Genomic DNA, 17,631 nt, shown 5'->3' with positions numbered 1-17,631 from the left:
CATATTGTCTCAATAGGTGAAAAACCGCCTAAATTAATTCAATTTCGAGGGGCTATTGGAAAAGCCTATCATCAACTATACGAGCCTCTAATGCCATATAAAGATGAACTTAGCTATCTAGAATAATCCAAAGCACTAATGTAAGCATTAGCATATGCTAATGCTTACATTACGAAAGTTATAAAATTTCTAACACTCCTAAAAATACATTCAAACTAAACTAAACATTATAACCATAATGTTCATTCATGGTTTTCTTATATTGAGAGACGTTATAACCACAGTTACTCAGTAACTCCATCATTTCATTTGCATATTTATCAAGCTCTTCAGGCCTCGAATCTAAGTATGCATCAACGTCAAGAGTACCACTAAGTTTGTCAATTGCAGATAAAGCTAAATTATCGTAATTAATATCAATATTTTTTGTTTTTTCTATAGAAACAATACCGGTACAATCAGGAATTAACACTTCAGGCTTTTCGAAAAAAAATACAAATGAATGCATATCAGCATCTCTATTAAAGAGATCTACTGAATACTTGAAACTACTTTTCAATTCAATTTTATTATTCAGAGAAACTGCTGATTTTAAAACCCATAAAACTAAACAAATTTGCAATATTTGGTTCACTAGCAGTTTATCATCTGAGTTATTCAAATCATCTAAAGTACACATACATTCATATGCTTCGTTAAAACAAGCTTTAATTTTCTCACTAAGCTCACCTCCCTGAACAATCTCTTCAATGACGCTTTGAAACTTTCCAATGATATCTGCATTCGCACTATCTTTATTCAATCTTGTTGTGATACAAAGCAGCCAAGGTACTCCTATTGCCTTTTGCATTTGATATTGTAGAAGATAGAGCAACGAAGGTAGAGTTTTGTTTGTTAGAACATTATTACAAAAATCTAAATTAATAAAATGATAAGTTCCAAAATTTTTTATCCTCGCCCATGCTACAGAGTCCAGTTTATTAAGGTCTTCAAAATTAAAATTATCTAACCGAGACTCGTTAGATATATCATCCATATCTAAAAGTTTCGTAAATTCACCTTGAGCTTTATTATAATCATCAACACTATCTATAATCCCATGAAAACCTAATTTTTTTCCGATATACTTAGAAGTACGATGCAATCCTTTATGTATAAAATTGATATCTAGTAGATCCCCACCGGGTAAACCAAAATAATTAATTGTATCAACATGACGAAATTGATTGCAACGAATAAGGCGAATTAAGTGTTCAAGCCATTGCTTATCTCGAATATATTGTTTTCTCGGTTTGTGCCAAGGCATAAACTCATTCTTCGTGGAGTGAGAAACTTTACCAGTAATATCCTCTACATCAAATAATGAATCATCAGAATCAAAGAGGTTCATATTATATCTCCACACTAAGGACTTCTATCAAATCTAAAACTAAACGCTCTTGTTTTTCAACTGTTAAGTTCTCTAATAAATTATAAGACTCAAGAATTTGCAGTATTGCCTGAGATCTAGAAATAAGATTTCTTTTTTTACTTTTTTGCTTTTTTATAGGAAATAACACTTCATCTAATTTTGATTTAGTCACAATAAAACTATCATAGACTTCATCTAAAGACTGAGTAAATTGCTCATCCACTATATTTTCATTATTCAAAATTTCAATATTATTACTATCATCTATTATATTATTATCATCATCGATCAATACTAAGTTTGATCTCTCTAGCGGGTCCTTAAGATTACTTTTATAAGAGCGTTCAACAATCTTATTTAGCGAAGAGGTAAAAGCATCTTCTATATCTATATTTATATTTGACTGAGTGTTTTTTTTAATTTGTTTATACTTATTAACTACTTGTCTTATGGCACCATGGAGCCATCTCATTACTATTTGGTAATGTGGATGGGCTATATTAAAAGATTCCCTATCAATATTTAAAGCTGACTCCAAACCTCTACTAACAAATATTTCAGCTATTAATTGACTTTTTATAGTATATTCTGCAACTTGATGTTTCATAAATGTTTCATCAAAGAGAATACCTGACGCATTGTGTATTCTTATTAGAGAGCCATTGTGATCTCTAGGACTAACTTTAGGTGTCCAAAAAACATATGCTTCAAATTCTAAGTCTCCTCCCGAGTCTGTTACATCAACTCCACCCAAATTTGGTCTATACTTACCAACAAACATAATTGGTTTTTTCACCATCGCTTTTGATTGTGGGAGGTCAGTATACTTAATTGGTCTAAATAATTTCAGACCATCAATATAAACATTAAAATCATATTTTATTTTATGTGTTTTAAATTCTAGTGCGTCACCTATAGATATATTACCTTCTATTTTATCGAATAAATCTTCTGCCTGACCTCTATTTTTGTTACTCAAAGCATAGATGTCAGAAATTTCATTTTTATTTAATTCAAATGGATGTTTCTCAATATATTCTAGAGGAATAGATAATCCAAGAGTCCATATCATATTTAGATAATTATCTAAAATAAAATTTAATTTTGGACTGACGGCATTTTTTGTCTTATTTAAAATCCCTTCATATAGATTTAAAAATTTTGTATCTGGGTGTGTTGATTCATCCCAAGGAAGTGAAGGTTTTCTATCTGAATTACTGGTATAAGTTGCAGTGCCATCTTTGTCATTGGAAAGATATCCGACATGAAAATCTGGTAATATAGCCTTTGATGAATCAAGAACATCATCTTGATGCTCATCAGCTATGGTTTCATTTTCCGTTTGGCCCCAAATATCTACGCTTCTTAATTGATCCCGTGCACTCTTTTTTATATTATGTAGTAAAATATCTGTACCGTGAGCATCAATATTTTCAGTTTTTTCAGTCCATATATCTACATTACCAGTTTGAAAACTTTTCCCTCTTTCTCCATCTAATTTTTCTTGTGTTGGTATTTCATCTGAGTAGTTAAAGAGTTGGACTTTAGCCCTAAGATAGAAATCGTTACCTTTCTGCTTGGTAATGATTTCAAAATCTCTAGTCAATTGAGCAACACTGAATAGCCCAATACCAATTTTGCCTATCAATTTTCTTTTTTTAATAGCGCTTATAGATGTATCAACACTATCAGTTACCTTAAGCGTAATACCCCTATTAGTTCTTTTTGCACTTCCCCCAATATGTCGTAACATGTTAACCAAGGTATCAATAGACATTCCGCTTCCATCATCTCTGATAGTCATAGAATTAAATCGAGGAACATCAGTTTCAACATAAACATTCTCCGCATCAGCATCATAAGCATTTGAGATTAATTCTCTTATTGCTGAACCTGGAAGCCTATAAATACCATCTGTAACTCTTGCCAGAACTTTATCATCAGTTTCTAATTTTGTAGACTGATGCAGTCCCTCACTAATATTCTTTATGAGCTCCTGCTCAATCGTATTATCAGGTCCTATCATAATTAGCCCTTAATTGTGGAATCTATTTTTTTTATTAGATATCCAAGAGCTTCACCAAGTAAAGGAGGAACTGCATTTCCAACCTGAGTATATCTTGGACATTCCTGTGTTCGTCTAGTTCCACCCGTAGTATATTTACCTAAAATATCAAAACTATCTGGAAATGATTGTATCCTAGCCATTTCTCTAACAGTTAATATTCGTGGTTCACTATAATGCAATAGATCATCAGGTAAAGTAGTTAATGTTTTCGAAGGTTCATTCGCATTCAAAACAGTAATAGCCTGTTTCTTTGTACCAACTAAAAGTCTCATTTCATCGTCCAAACTTATTCCTGGCTTACAAATACTCTGTATAAGCTTGAATTTTTCGATAGTCTTAGCTTTATGCCTCGCAAGCCTGAGACTATTCGGTTTTTTTCTCTCATCGCCTTTTCTAAGGTACTTCAAATATAAGCTTTGTTCATCTGGTATAGCATAATCAATTTTCTTAAATCCTTTTTCTTTTGTACCTGAATGATAAATGATGTTATTTTTACTAAGCAGAAGATCATCAATGGCATCACTCACTTTAATAGGTTCTAAAGGTAGCTTGTTTTCCCTTAAAAAATCTACCCGTAAATTTGCAAGTAATTCAAATGGGTTATTCATCTCTTTATTGATTTTATTTTTTTTTATCCCAATCATAATGAATCGAGTTCTATTTTGTGGGACCCCAAATTTAGCACTACATACAAAATCAAAATAAACAATATATCCTAGCTTCTGTAACTTTTTTTTGACTATCATTGAGTAAGGTTGCCTAGCCTTTTCGCCATGACTGGGTTTAAAAGACGAATTAAAGCCTCTAACATTTTCAAGAAGTACGTATTTAGGCTCGATGATCTTTACCATCTTAAGATATTCATTAAACAGCATATTACGAGGATCTTTTACATTACGACGCCCCGCTAATGAAAATCCTTGGCATGGAGGGCCACCTGCAATTAAATCAACTCTACCTTTCAACTGCAAAAGCTCTTTTGAATAATTAGAAATCAAATCTTGTATTGTAGTTGCTTCTTTCGGTAACCACTTTGGCCAATTGAAGTGTGACGTTTCATTTTCAATGAGATTATGCGCAAAGGTTTTGAAAGCCATCTCATCTTTTTCGGCAGCAAAAACGCCCTCCCAGCCGGCTTTCCCTAATCCCAAGGAAAGCCCTCCACATCCAGAAAAGAGATCTATGTATGATTTTTTATTATTTTTAAGATTACATAACATTTACAATAACTCTCTCACTATAGATTTTGGCATTCATTAAAAACCTAGTTAAGACAGGCGCAGTTGACTAATTTTTAATTAAAAAATAGCACCTGAACCATTTATTTTCTATCTATGGTTACATTTTTCAGATGAGTTTAATGCTATAAATTAACTTAACAAGCTTATAAATAAGTTATTTCATAACTACCAAAAAATAGCCTCTCGATAGCTGACCAACATTCTATTAAAATAAACTTTTATTTACTGGTCATGTACAGCTACAACATAAAAAATAAAAGGCAGTCCTTAGCCTAATACAACCCAATAAAACAGAATGATAGGTTAGATGACTTTTTGATTATAAAACAATAATATCATTAATTCCATAATGGTTATTTTTTATACAAAAAACCTCGTCTAAAGAAACGCAGGGCCTAATCAAAGCCAATTCAGTAAAAGAGACTAAAGTGGTCTTTCTCAATTATTTAATTTTGCAAAACTAAAAGGCGAAATCTCTTTCGCCCTATTCACATCCAAATAATCCGCCCACCACTGCACCATTAATCTTCTTTCCTCAATATGCTCTGCCTTATGAATATAAGCCGCCCGCACTGAGTTACGTTCTTGGTGGCCCATCTGCCTTTCTACAGTATCCTTCGACCACAAGCCTGACTCAATCAGCGAACTACACGCCATTGTTCTAAAACCATGCCCACAAACTTCCGTCTTAGTATCATAGCCCATCACACGTAATGCGTTGTTTACCGTGTTTTCACTCATTGGTTTTCTTGAATTATGATCGCCTATAAAGATCAGATCGTGATTACCGCTGAATTGATAGACCTGTTTTAAGATCTTAATGGTTTATCGGCTTAAAGGCACTAAATGAAGGGGGAACACATTTTTGATCTGCAATGAGAATATTTAAATCCCCTATATCACTTTACGTTCAAATGGAGGTAATTTGAATAACTGGAAGGTAGGTAACACCCCACAAACCATAAATTTCAGGCATAAAAAAAGACGCTTTTAACGTCTGATTTTTGGGGCGAAGGCCGGACTCGCACATAACACTTAACCTAATGATCTAAATTAAAATATAAAAGTATAAATTTATTTATACCAACATATGTACCAACAAATGAAATTCTGTTCAATTTACTTTAAGCTATTCATTCAAGATAAGACACTAATGTTATCATTTATCAATTTCATCTTTAAGACGTGCCCATAATGGCTTTAACTGCTTTTTTATACTCTTCGAGTTCATTATTGTTGCAGCCCTATAACCATAGGATAAAAAATTACGCTTTCCTCTATAAGAATAAAGCCGATGTAGCTTACGCTTATATAGTATAGTTTGTTCTAATTCGCCATTTTTTGCTCTTATTTTATTTTTTCTATTCATAGTGCTTTTAGCTAATTTCACACCACCTTTCATTTTTTCTGAATATCTGGCAAGGGCAGCAGACCTTAAATAAATAGAATTTCCATCAAATAAAAAACCTAAGTATTGAAGTGGTTTAATCTTTCCATCTTCATATGAGCAGAGTTTTCCATTTTGATATTTGAAATCACGGATTTCTGTCTTTTCATTATTAATTTTAACAACCAAAGATCCTATTTCTTTAATTGCATACATTTCAACATTATTTCGTTCAGAGCTTGGAACAATAAATAACATATCATCGCAGTAGCGAAAATATATACCATTAATAGAATCAACATAATTTTTCATTTTTTCATCAAATGAAAGCATATAGATATTTGAAAGCAAAGCACTAATTGGAGATCCTTGTGGTATACCTGCTTTACCATTCGGATTTGATTGAATAAAACCTTTCTTTCTTACTATTGTTCTAAAATCTTGAGATGAGCATACTCGACATCTTCCATTAGCTTTTGGTGTATATGGAGATATACTGAACTCCTGAAATAATAATCCTCTATCTACTTTTGTGAACTTGGTTAATGATTTAAATACATTATAATGATCATTAGGAAGGAACTTTTCTTCTAATAAATTACACCATTCTTGTTTAAGAATTTCATGATCTAAAGTATCAAAGAATTTTGAGAAGTCTAACGCAACAGCAGTGCATTCACCTTTAGATCTAATATAATTAAATGCATCATTAGAAAAATGGATATTACTTTTTCCATCAAGTTTTCTAAAAGCAAGTATTGATTTATCTAACCCTTTTTTAACTAACTTTTCTTCATATAATTCAGATAACTTTTCTGAATAATATGCATAAATATGGCTATCAATGTGGGATGAATAAGCAACTTCTCGTTGCTTCGGTTTTCTATACAAACATCCGGTAGCTAAATCTCTATCCAATTTATTAAGGCTAAATTCGTATGATATAAAAGGGAAAAAAGCATGTGATGCTACAATTTTTTTGTTAGTTACTATGCTGCTAGCTTTTTTAGCACTAATTGCTTCATCAAAATGAAGATAATTTCTTTTTTTGTACCATGATGGTAGTTCTGATTTTTTCATCATAACTCTAGCAAAACCCAAGAGAAGTGGATATGCGGCCATTCCGTAGTTTTCTCTTGGGCTTTAACTAACTGGCCTAACCAATCATCTGGCTCTTAAAGAGCACTCACCGCGTACTATTAGAAATGATTTATAATATAATCTGCGAGGAGAATTATATGATTATGATAACCTTATTAATCTTACGCTTCATGACGATGTGCGTGTTCTTCCGACGGAAGAACAAATACATTGACAATCTGTTATAAACCTTTATGACTACACATAAAGCCCTGTAATGATACGTTCAGACAAAATAAAGTGCAACATCATAACAAGACCATAAATTATAAGGATTTCAAAAAGTAAAAGGATTCCATATTTAATAGTATACACTACTATTAAATTTAGATTTTTCTTTATAAATTGGTATTTTAGTAGGCTATTTTACGATAAATCACTACTTACTTTTATGTACCGACATCTTCGCCAACTCTGGATTATTGGCTTGAAAGATAGATAGCGGCAATTCAACCTTACGCCCGTTCTGATCTTCCGCTGCTTTAACGACTTCAAACTCAGCGACATCCTCACACGGAATTTCCAATCCTGCAAAAGTGGCACGAGTTGCGCTAGAATCGCCAAAAGGTTCCACTTCCAGTACCGTATCTCTTAATACTTTTCCTTGCCCATCTTTCATTCGCAGCGTGAGTTCAAGCGCACCAAACTCCGCGTGGTCTAGAACCATATGGTTACCGCCATTATCGAGGGTAAATGAATAACCACAGTAGCCTTGATTAATAAAATTTGAGCTAGTATGTGTGATGCTTGCATAACGCTGTTGTTCTTCAGCCAAGCTAAATGCACTGAATGCCAATAATCCTATCGCAAATACACTTTTTATCTCATTCATTACATTTCCTTTTGTTATCTTGTATCGTCCTCGCTACCACAAGTAACGGTAGCGAGAATGTTTTTTATTGTTGGTTGGTTTGCAATCCGCCTTTAGTACGGTCTTTTTCTTTCCAGCGTGGTCGGTTCTTGCCTGAGAACTCTTTTTGCATACTCCAATACCCAATGGGGTAACGAGCTACAATCGTCCCGCCAACACCAACATCGACCGAAGAGTACTGACCATTATTAATCGTCCCTTTTTGGATATAGGCGTTAGGGCTACAAGTGCCCGTATCGCGTTGTTGCCAGTTTCCGTCAGTTTTTGCCACGATATAAAAATCACCAAATGCACAACCTGACGCGGATTTATGATTCAGTACAGCAACATAATGCTTGGTTGAGCCTACAATCCTACAGCTGCTGTTTTGGCTCCCACATACTTGCCATAAAGTTTTATCACCATCGCCTTTATATTCCCAAATAGTATTTTTAGGGGGCTGGCTGGTGGCAGAGGCGGGTGATGTCATCAACCACAGTGAGGCTAATACAGCTACAAATACATATTTTTTCATTATAAATTCCTATCAACATAAATAGAAACGTCAGATTGACGCTTGATGAACACCGTCTAATGGGTGCTTGGTTTTCCCTGATATGGCGTATTCGGTGGTTATCTGGTGAATGGTGAATAAGGTATCCACAACAAGAATTGCTGATCATGTTTAATGTAATGGTTGACGGTTTAGTCGCATTGAAAGCCAGTGACGAATTCGTCGATGAAGATAAAAGGCAATACCAGTGGCGATCAGCAAATCAACTAGCAATATCGTGGTGGCGATACCTTCAGTAAAACCGTATAGCCAACTGGATGACATGATAATCAGTAGACTAGAGAGGGCTAATCCGATAATGATGGACGAGATAATGACAATTAATTTGGGGTTGAAATGGATTTTATAATCAATCCCCTTAAAGGCACTCAAAACCCATAAGCCCAATTGCGCCAAGAGTTGTGGGATAACCAAAGCCAAAAGATATAAAACGAAGTACATCAATGTGATCCCATATGGGTTCATGATGAGGGCGATAAGCTGGAAATGTGTTAGTAATACCCCTGTGATCCAAAGGCATAACAAGATACTGATAACGATAGCGATGCGTTCTAAACCCAGTTGTAAGTGTGAAACGGTGTTCATATTTTTAAGCTTCCTTATGTGATGATGAATTCACGGTATGAGGGTGATTTTGAATAGGCATGATCCATTCGTGACCGCAATCGCGGCACATCCACCCCGCGCCCCATGCAATGATGTCTTGCTCAGAAGAACAGTGAGGGCAATGTGTTGGATGCGATGCTAGTGGGGTTAATAACGTCATGGTCGGCTCCTTTCTTTGTGTGATGGAAGAGAGGTAAGTAATTGTGATATCAATCGAAAATGAGGTAATGCTGCGATAAAACTGTTTTGTTGTGACAGTTGCGTTACTGCGTGTTTCGGTGTGAAGGGGGTATTGAGCGGTTGAACTTGCTGGATATCCTCTAACAACAAGACATGCACTTGCTGGTGGTATTCAGCCAGTAAATACCACTGACCCTCACAGTAAATCAGTTGATAAGGTTGTAGTGGATTAAAGCGACGCTCAGGCGTAAGTAAGCTAATAGATTGCTTACTGGTAATGGCATACACCAATTGATAGAAATGGTCGGCATGTAAAGCCGAAATCTTATGGGCGTGGTGCCAAATCAAACAAGGCGCATGGGGTTGTTGGGTTAACAGTAATCCCAGTAAGCGGCTGTCTAGCCCCGGAAACAATCGCGTCATTCCAATCTGTTTCACAAAGGTAAGAACATCTTTGTCTCTGTAAGCTTTTAGCGTATTGATGGGCAAGCGATAACAACCTTGCCGACCTTCTACACCCAAATAAGCCAAGCGTTCACGTAAATCCCGTTGTAACGTGCGTTCAGAAACATTGAACTCTTGGGCTAAACATGAGAGCACAAGGCTTTCTCCTGCCATTAAGCGGGCAATCAGCGCAGAGAGTCGCACAGCCATGCGGTCATATTTTCGGTTGGTCTGAAACATAACGTATTGCTCTCAATAACAGACGTTAGGAAATTAAGAAGTGAGGGAGTTTAACTTAGGGAATTGACAGGTTATGTCTGTTGGGAAAAATTCTCATTAGGCATTTTAATGAAAAATAACTATAAGTAATTAATTGATAAATAACGTTATGCTTTTTATTTGAACAATAAGAAAGTAAGGCGTAATGACACAACCTGTCAGGGCGGGAAAATTAGTTGGGTTGGCGGGGGGCAAGTTGGTTAAATAAAGTATCCGCCATCACCCACAGGGCTTTATTGAGTTTGATATCGCCATCAATCCCATTCACCGAACGAGTGCGGGCATGTTTTCCTTTTGCGGTTCTGCCTGATAATCCTCCTTTAATCAGGTTTTCTTGTAAACGCTGGTATACCGTCCAAAGGTCTTCTTTCTTATCTTCAAAGCGTCGAGGCTGTAGAATTTAGTCTCGCGTGACGGGCTGGAATTCTTCACCAAAGCGGTAGGTCAAAGCCGCTTCAGCAAAGGCTTGCTGGGCGGGTGGAGGTAGCAATAAAGACTGCATCCTTTCGCGTTTTTCAGCGACCTGCTCAAACGTATCGAGTACCTCATACGCTCCTTCAATCACTTTACCCACCACATCCCCTTTATGGGACACACGCACTTCACCTAATACATCACCACACACCAAACCGTTGGAGCATACAGCTCTAAAGAGTCCCGGCAACATCTGGTAGCTACTCGAACCGTCATGGCTATTGAGCAGAATAATTTCAGGGACTTGTACGTCCGTGATTTGGTCATGACGACGCAGGCGTAACATATGTTTTGTGTGCTCTCGACGGCTCACATCACGTACTCGAGTCTGGCAGGCAAAGAACGGGTAGAAGCCTTCTTTTTGCAGGCTATCGAGTAAGGTAATGGTAGGAATATAAGTATATCGTTCACTGCGTGAATCGTGTTTTTCTTCAGAAAACACACTCGGTACAGTACGGAATAACTCTTCGATGGTCAGTGGGCGCTCACGACGAATACTGTTAGCAGAACCAAAACGCGAAGCTAATAAACTCATGATAGACTCCTGATTAATCAATTAAGTGGAAAATAGCAGCGGATTCGGGATGTTGTGAAGCGTAGTCACGCAACTGATAAAAGCGGTCGCACATCACTTCGCTTTCCGTTTGGAACGACCAGATGCTGTACAGGATCAGACACACCGCAATTCCTGCCGCCTCTTGGCTCACGGTGACTTCATTGCCGTTGTGCATGTTGAATAGGGCTAAGGTGTCTGCGTTGATATCGGGATAGATAAAGGCACCGCCATTATTGAGCGAGCCGTACTCCCAGTAACCTCCATGATACTCATCGCAGAATTGGCCCATCGTGGTGAAGATCACCACTTCAAAGGTAGCCCAGCCTTTCACTGCACCAAAATGGTTGAACCAAAAATCAAGGCGTTGTTCATCAGGGACTAATTCCATTGTGATAGCAGATTCGGTTGAATGATTCATTAGTTGATACTCCAATAAAAAGAAATAAAAAAGCGCCAATCCCGTTAAGGACTGGCGCTTGATGTCATCAATGTTGCGTTAATTTAAGAAGTTAAAAGAAAAAACTCCACAGGGATTTAGCGACGGATACGATGCTGTTTTTGACAGTGCTGATCGTATGTTTTATCAATATGGGTAATGGAATAATATCGATTATGGTATCGACGATATCACTGACACATTGCCCAAAATCGTTACGTGCAGAATTTTCCACAGATTGCGTCCGGTAAGTGCTGTTCAGTTGCCTAGCGACACCGCTACTGGCTTGCGCTGGTAACGCCTGTATTAATTGCTCTGCTAATTCAGTGAGTTGAAAGCCTTCTGCCGCAGAAACGGTCATCACAGGATGATGCGGCTTAAATACTGTTATCACTGCTTGTTGCTTTAATTCCAAGTTAGCCGCTTGCTCATGGGATGGCTGGTGGTACTGTTCATCCCACTGTCGGCAGGGCTCTATTTTGTCAGCTTGGTTCAGCACAAATAGAAAGCGGTTTGGTTGATAACCACATTGCTCAGTGAGAAAGCGATAACACTGTTCATCTGAAGACCATGCACGATCATCTGCCTTGAGTACCCAAATGATTAAATCCAGTTCTGGCAATAAGTTACGATAGAGCTGGTGGTATTCTCTATCTCGCTCAAGGCTTTCACCTACACCCGGTAAATCAACAAAGGTGAGTGTATGGCTGTTCATCGTCATACTGAAGCGCTGTGCTTGGCGTGTGCAGCCGGAAACATTACTCACAGGCGATAGTTGGGATTGAAACAGAGCATTAATCAGACTGGATTTTCCAGCACCTGTTTTACCCATTAGGCCGATGGTTGGGGAATAGTTGATTAGGTGATTGAGTTGGTTGAAAAACAGATTTTTAAATGAAATAGGAAAGGCAGATATCACCCTTCCTAATTCAGGATGTTCGTTCATATTACTTCCTTGAAAAATCATTGTGGCTATTCAAGTTAATAATATATATCTGTAATTTTTTTAATTTTCCTTTTTAGCTGCCAATATTAACTTTTCTAATGGTTCCTCTGGTAAGTCAATTTGATCAATCATAGCCTCAATAATTTCATTAATATTTTTATTATGATGCTTTGCTATTTTTTTTAATTTTAACTTTGACTCTTTAGATATATAGGTATTCAATACCTCTTTACCTTTAACTCCATCACGGAATTTCTTTTGACTCCATGCCTTTCTTGTTCGCAATAAAAAAAGCTTAACATCAGATATTTTTGAGTCACTTATGCGGAGAAATAAAAAAACATCAAAACATGAAAGAACACATTTCCATCCATCATTTCTAATTAAAACATTAACATCATTATCACGCCAAATATTTATTTGGCTATCTTTCATTCTAGACACTATCCAATCTAATGCATCTCTATTTTTAGGTAAAAAAGAAAAAGGGTTTTGATATTCCTGAAAATATGAAAGATATGTTTCTTTCATTTCTTCTATATCTGTAATGGTTTTTTTGTAATCAATAAAAATAGTGATAAAATCAAGTAATGCCATCATACAATGAAAAGGCATATCTTCGCCATTTAATGAGTATATATCTATAGGCGAGAAATTTTCAGTGGTAATAATAGAAGGAGGAAAAGCCCCATTTTTTAAATTATAATTGTATATTTTCATTAGATAATTAATAACCAAAAATGAAAAGCGTTTATCCATTAAATAATCCTTTCCATTTAGTTCATTCACATGAAGAAAAAAATCAACCCTATTAAAAAGTCTATCATCATGAAATTCATTTCTTTTTAAAAAATCACTTATTAAAGAAATTATTTCCCCTTCATCATTATTAAATTGTTTATTGAAAAAAAGACCAAGAGGGAAATTTTTATTTTCCTTATATAGCAGATATTCAGCAATATAAATTCTTCTATATTTTAGATAATTAGAATTAACTTGGATTTTTATACTCGCTTCCATTTTTATCACCTTATCCCATTCAATTTAGTAAGCAACTATAGCACAGACTAACACTGTATTTTACGTAGCATTGATGGCGTCATCATAGGTCATTTATAGCTTGTATATCGTGACATGAAGCAAGAAAATAATATCAAGTATAGCTAAAAGCCAAAGAAACTAATATCAGAGTAGATAAAATGAGCGAGGCTGTGCGTATAGCCATTAATGACGGCTACACAGAGTGTGTGAGTAAAGATTTGCGTGTTGGTATAGTATTATTATTAATATAGTCACTCATTGATTATTAGAAATCACCCTGTCACTTATCACGTAATTTAGATAAGCCACCATTTATGAATGATGAACCATATTTTTAACAAGATCGATTCTAGATATGAATTAAAAACCAACCAAAGGTATCAATCATGTCTAGTTACACCTACAATAAGCATTACATTCAGAAAATAAACCACACGATCCGTAAATCCCTCCTAACACACAATCGTGTTGCTGCTATTCGAGTGGACTTGCGCTTTCCTTCATCAAATATATTTAACTTTAATGATTCCAGCGTTATTACTCGATTTTTTGAATCATTAAAAGCTAAAATAGAAGCTGACCTAAAACGTAAAAATAAAGCATGGAAGCGAAACCATTCATGCTCATTGTTTTATGTATGGGTTAGAGAATTCGGTGAGATAAAGAATAGAAAGCACTACCATGTGCTTTTACTATTGAACAAAGACGTTTATAAAGGTTTAGGGGATTTTAAGAAAACGGAAGGAACGTTATACGCATTAATACAGCAAGCATGGTGCTGCGCTATTGGTATTGATTACCCTACTGATCGTTATTCAGTTCAAATTCCAGATAAAGCTGTTACTTGGCTAGATAATAGTAATACCTACAATGAAAACTCTATTTTTGAATTAAACCAGCGCTGTCGTTACTTAGCCAAAGAACATACAAAATATTATGGTGATGGCGAGCGTTCATTTGGATGTAGCCGTTAACTTACCAATAAAAAACATGAAGGGGATATCTTTTGGAAGAGAGATATCCCTAAATATTCATAGATATCCCTTCTGCCTTTTAACTTTAAAGACAGGAGTTCAATAATGAGCACTCAAGCGATTCTCTTATTAGATGACCAATGCGTTGATATGAAATTTATAACCCGTTTAACTGGGCTAACTGACAAATGGTTTTATAAATTGATCCAAGATGGGGAGTTTCCAAAACCGATAAAACTGGGGCGTAGCTCTCGCTGGTTAAAGAGCGAGGTCGAGAATTGGCTACAGGAACGTATCGCTGAATCCAGAGCTTAACCCATCACACCGCCCCTCTCATTCCATACCAATAGCATTAGCTTTTAAATCACCTCGGAAATTCAATGATGAAAAAGCATCATTCACGCCATGAAGCATTACTACACCATTATCAACAATAGCCAAAGCTACGCTCTATAGCTGGCGGAGCCAGGCTTAATCAGAAGGAAAATCCGTGCCCGGTGCAGATAAAAATACAGAACAGTAGCCGGCGGCAGCCCGCTTTGCGGCTATCGTGGAAACCGCGACGCTCAGTGAAGCCGAAGTCGAAGTCGCCGAATACGGCCGTAAAAAAGGGCTCTATCCGGAACAACTGGTGCAGTGGAAACAAGGGTTCCTGCAGGTCTCCCCTCCCGGAGATAAGGCTGCACTGAAACAGAGCCTCAAAGAAAACAAACCGTTAATGCGTGAACTGCTCCGCAAGGAGAAAGCTCTTGTGGCGACGGCGATACTGGTGCTTCGAGAAACTCAGCGATTATTAAGGGAAAACGGGCGGTTGCCAGCCGTGAAGTGGAACTACGCCTGCCACCATCCCAAATCGTACCGAAACTGACGGATAAGGGGATATATCTGGCGAGTGAATCGCCCCTTTTACCACCTGCTGCACCGGAATCATGAAGTGTATCACCGAGGTCGTCAGCAACTGCTGAAACGGACTCCGCCTCTGACCTATATCGTCGACAACCCCTGTCAGGTCTGGATATGGGACATCACCTGGCTGCCCTCCATGGTGCGTGGACGCTAGTTTTATCTGTATCGTATTATTGATATTTACATCCGGAAAATCATCGGCTATGAAGTGTATTACACCGTCCCACAGTCGGCCGCTTGTGATCCATGATAATGTGTATACTTAATCGGTGTTCCGGACGCTGAAATACGTGTTGCAGTGGTCGTCATCAGGCTTTAGGACACTAACAGAAGCCCGTGAATGAGTGGAAAAATTTACCCGATGGTACAACGACAGTCATCTGCACAGCGGTATCGGCTATGTCACACCGTCACAACGCTGTACAGAGGGAATGATATCGCACTGCTGACATAGCGTGATGCGGTATTTAAAGCGACAAGAGCCGGCTAGTCGGAGTCTGAACTGGCAGAGGAAAGAGATCGTTACCCTGAATCTGGAGCGGGAAAAACAGGCTTCTTAAATTAACAAAGGGTGTCAACTATCTTGACACTTACCGATCAACCGCCAGACTTTTTTAACACTACATTGTTGCCCGGCATCCCGAAAGTCCATATAGATCTTGTGATACCCATAAACGCAGCCCGACTCCAGCCAGAACTGTTTGCTCTTCCCCATCAGTTTCAGATCTGTATGATGTCATCGTGAATGCGGCCGCTGAAGCCAGGCATACAAACCACTTAGGTGCACATCCAACACCCGACAGAACAGACGGACAGACCAGTAATGGTTGTTATCACGGATAAAGTCGTACCTCAGCTGGACAGCTTTACGAAGTTCGCTGCGGCTTTTTTAATATGTTCCGTTCGTCCGTAACCCACTTCAGCTATTTCTGGAGCCGTCGAATCTCAGCCTGAGTATCTGACTGGGCCTTATGGAGGATGAGTCCGGGCCATATGTTTTTATCCAGGTATAGAGGCTGTGGATAGTGGTACCAAGACGTATTGCTACGCTGGAAACAGAATGACCGCGATCAACAACCTGTTTGACCGTTTCAATTTAAATTCTTCGGGATAACGTTTGCCGCTCATGAGTACGTTCTTTTAAGCCATTCTAGATGACTCTGATGTGTCTGTTAAACCTGGGACGATTCACTGTCCCAAAAAAACATGCCTTGCCCAATATACTCAAAATGAGTTGGATCACTATACAGCTCAGCTAAATAACAGACCCAGAAAGACACTGAAATTCAAAACACCGAAAGAGATATTTTAAAAGGGTATTGCGTTGATAGATTGAATTTACATATAAATTATTGATATATAATTCTCATCACGGAAATCACGAGCTCATGTTGCTACTGTATCTGAACTTAATAATATAGGGTAGACATTATGAAGTTATCTTTTGGCTCTCGTAGCCCCTATTTGATGTTTTCGGACGAGCAACACTTCTATTATGCTTTAGGCTTCTTAGTTCGTGCAATTGAAACTCAAGCTTGCAAGTTAGTTTTGGAAAACAACCAAAACCAAGGTGCTTGGGGGTATGAGTGCCGTATTCAAGTTTTTGATCGCCTCGCTGAGTTTAGCAGTTTATATACTGATCGAGTAAGTGCTGGTATCGGTAACATTTTAGGTCGCATCAATTGCAACCAATACCTAGAGTATTTGACTGAACATCATAACTTTAGCTTTCAGTCTGCTCCTGATTATCATTCGGTAAAAGCTACTGTGCCAGTTGAGCTTCAACAAGATTTCGATGACGGGTATAGTGCATGATACAAATTTAGACACTTGAACTGAAGTTGAAAGCTTTTCCATGTACTCCATCTAAATATTTCTTTATTATGTGAGTACATTTTCGAGGGGGCTGAATGGCCTAAGAGAACGGACTTTAAATCTGTTAGCAAAGCTTTAGGTGGTTCAATTTCACCCATTCCCACCTTATTCTAAAAGCCAGTAATATGCTGGCTTTTTAATTCCTTCTTACAATGGAAAACCCACGATAAAAAATAAATAATTTTAAATCAATTACTTATAAAATAAATATTTATAACCCCTTCAAATTAAAGTAGGATGTGT

General features: G+C 37.2%; 16 protein-coding genes and 4 pseudogenes. 5 read left to right on the top strand and 15 right to left on the bottom strand.

Annotation, left to right across the window (positions count from 1 at the left end; translation table 11 throughout):
- Positions 1-220: 220 nt before the first annotated feature.
- From INT04_RS08645 to INT04_RS08580, 14 genes and pseudogenes are all read right to left on the bottom strand, one after another.
- Positions 221-1,390: a PP_RS20740 family protein gene (locus tag INT04_RS08645; RefSeq protein WP_193015728.1), complete on the bottom strand. Its 1,170-nt coding sequence runs from the start codon at positions 1,388-1,390 to the stop codon at positions 221-223.
- A 1-nt stretch (position 1,391) separates the two neighbouring features.
- Positions 1,392-3,437, bottom strand: a complete 2,046-nt coding sequence (locus INT04_RS08640; protein ID WP_193015727.1) for an ATP-binding protein — start codon at positions 3,435-3,437, stop codon at positions 1,392-1,394.
- A 2-nt stretch (positions 3,438-3,439) separates the two neighbouring features.
- A complete protein-coding gene (locus tag INT04_RS08635; protein WP_193015726.1) occupies positions 3,440-4,699 on the bottom strand; it encodes a DNA cytosine methyltransferase in 1,260 nt (419 codons plus the stop codon).
- Positions 4,700-5,158: 459 nt separating this feature from the next.
- Positions 5,159-5,613, bottom strand: a pseudogene (locus INT04_RS08630) (tyrosine-type recombinase/integrase); the annotation flags it as partial.
- A gap of 266 nt (positions 5,614-5,879) precedes the next feature.
- Entirely contained in the window at positions 5,880-7,229 is a 1,350-nt protein-coding gene (gene drt2 / locus INT04_RS08625; RefSeq protein ID WP_226894034.1) for an antiviral reverse transcriptase Drt2, read from the bottom strand.
- A gap of 397 nt (positions 7,230-7,626) precedes the next feature.
- The gene (locus tag INT04_RS08620; protein ID WP_193015725.1) at positions 7,627-8,079 is read right to left on the bottom strand and encodes an IrmA family protein; all 453 of its coding nucleotides are present in this window, start codon (positions 8,077-8,079) and stop codon (positions 7,627-7,629) included.
- A gap of 64 nt (positions 8,080-8,143) precedes the next feature.
- A complete protein-coding gene (locus INT04_RS08615; RefSeq protein WP_193015724.1) occupies positions 8,144-8,632 on the bottom strand; it encodes a hypothetical protein in 489 nt (162 codons plus the stop codon).
- A gap of 150 nt (positions 8,633-8,782) precedes the next feature.
- Entirely contained in the window at positions 8,783-9,256 is a 474-nt protein-coding gene (locus INT04_RS08610) for a hypothetical protein (protein ID WP_193015723.1), read from the bottom strand.
- 4 nt (positions 9,257-9,260) lie between these two features.
- On the bottom strand, positions 9,261-9,437 hold the full coding sequence (locus INT04_RS08605) for a hypothetical protein (RefSeq protein ID WP_193015722.1): 177 nt from the start codon (positions 9,435-9,437) through the stop codon (positions 9,261-9,263).
- Positions 9,434-10,141 carry a helix-turn-helix transcriptional regulator gene (locus INT04_RS08600; protein ID WP_193015721.1) on the bottom strand — a complete coding sequence of 236 codons (708 nt, stop codon included), beginning with the start codon at positions 10,139-10,141 and terminating at the stop codon, positions 9,434-9,436. Before INT04_RS08600 ends, INT04_RS08605 begins: the two co-directional genes overlap by 4 nt.
- Positions 10,142-10,352: 211 nt before the next feature.
- Positions 10,353-11,189, bottom strand: a pseudogene (locus tag INT04_RS08595) (DUF932 domain-containing protein).
- Between the two features lie 13 nt (positions 11,190-11,202).
- Positions 11,203-11,628: an antirestriction protein gene (locus INT04_RS08590; protein WP_193015720.1), complete on the bottom strand. Its 426-nt coding sequence runs from the start codon at positions 11,626-11,628 to the stop codon at positions 11,203-11,205.
- Positions 11,629-11,719: 91 nt separating this feature from the next.
- On the bottom strand, positions 11,720-12,592 hold the full coding sequence (locus tag INT04_RS08585; RefSeq protein ID WP_193015719.1) for a GTPase family protein: 873 nt from the start codon (positions 12,590-12,592) through the stop codon (positions 11,720-11,722).
- Positions 12,593-12,652: 60 nt separating this feature from the next.
- Complete coding sequence (locus INT04_RS08580) at positions 12,653-13,612, bottom strand: hypothetical protein (protein WP_193015718.1); 960 nt, start codon at positions 13,610-13,612, stop codon at positions 12,653-12,655.
- 407 nt (positions 13,613-14,019) lie between these two features.
- Here INT04_RS08580 and INT04_RS08575 point away from each other — a divergent pair, with 407 nt between their 5' ends.
- The 3 genes from INT04_RS08575 (at position 14,020) to INT04_RS08565 (ending at position 15,475) form a co-directional block, all read left to right on the top strand.
- Positions 14,020-14,607: an inovirus Gp2 family protein gene (locus INT04_RS08575; RefSeq protein WP_193015717.1), complete on the top strand. Its 588-nt coding sequence runs from the start codon at positions 14,020-14,022 to the stop codon at positions 14,605-14,607.
- Between the two features lie 105 nt (positions 14,608-14,712).
- On the top strand, positions 14,713-14,922 hold the full coding sequence (locus INT04_RS08570) for a helix-turn-helix transcriptional regulator (protein ID WP_193015716.1): 210 nt from the start codon (positions 14,713-14,715) through the stop codon (positions 14,920-14,922).
- A gap of 235 nt (positions 14,923-15,157) precedes the next feature.
- A complete protein-coding gene (locus tag INT04_RS08565) occupies positions 15,158-15,475 on the top strand; it encodes a hypothetical protein (protein WP_193015715.1) in 318 nt (105 codons plus the stop codon).
- Positions 15,476-16,108: 633 nt separating this feature from the next.
- Here INT04_RS08565 and INT04_RS08560 read toward each other — a convergent pair.
- Positions 16,109-16,641, bottom strand: a pseudogene (locus tag INT04_RS08560) (transposase); the annotation flags it as partial.
- A 67-nt stretch (positions 16,642-16,708) separates the two neighbouring features.
- Here INT04_RS08560 and INT04_RS08555 point away from each other — a divergent pair.
- Together INT04_RS08555 and INT04_RS08550 are read left to right on the top strand one after the other, a co-directional pair.
- Positions 16,709-16,825 (top strand): annotated as a pseudogene (locus INT04_RS08555) (IS30 family transposase); the annotation flags it as partial.
- 155 nt (positions 16,826-16,980) lie between these two features.
- A complete protein-coding gene (locus tag INT04_RS08550; RefSeq protein WP_193015714.1) occupies positions 16,981-17,328 on the top strand; it encodes a hypothetical protein in 348 nt (115 codons plus the stop codon).
- The last annotated feature ends 303 nt before the right edge of the window (positions 17,329-17,631 follow it).

Origin of the sequence: Proteus sp. FME41, from assembly GCF_014897315.1 — a bacterium.
Classification (GTDB): Bacteria; Pseudomonadota; Gammaproteobacteria; order Enterobacterales; family Enterobacteriaceae; genus Proteus.
Note: the sequence above shows the minus strand (reverse complement) of the source record. Positions and strands in the feature narration are given on the sequence as shown.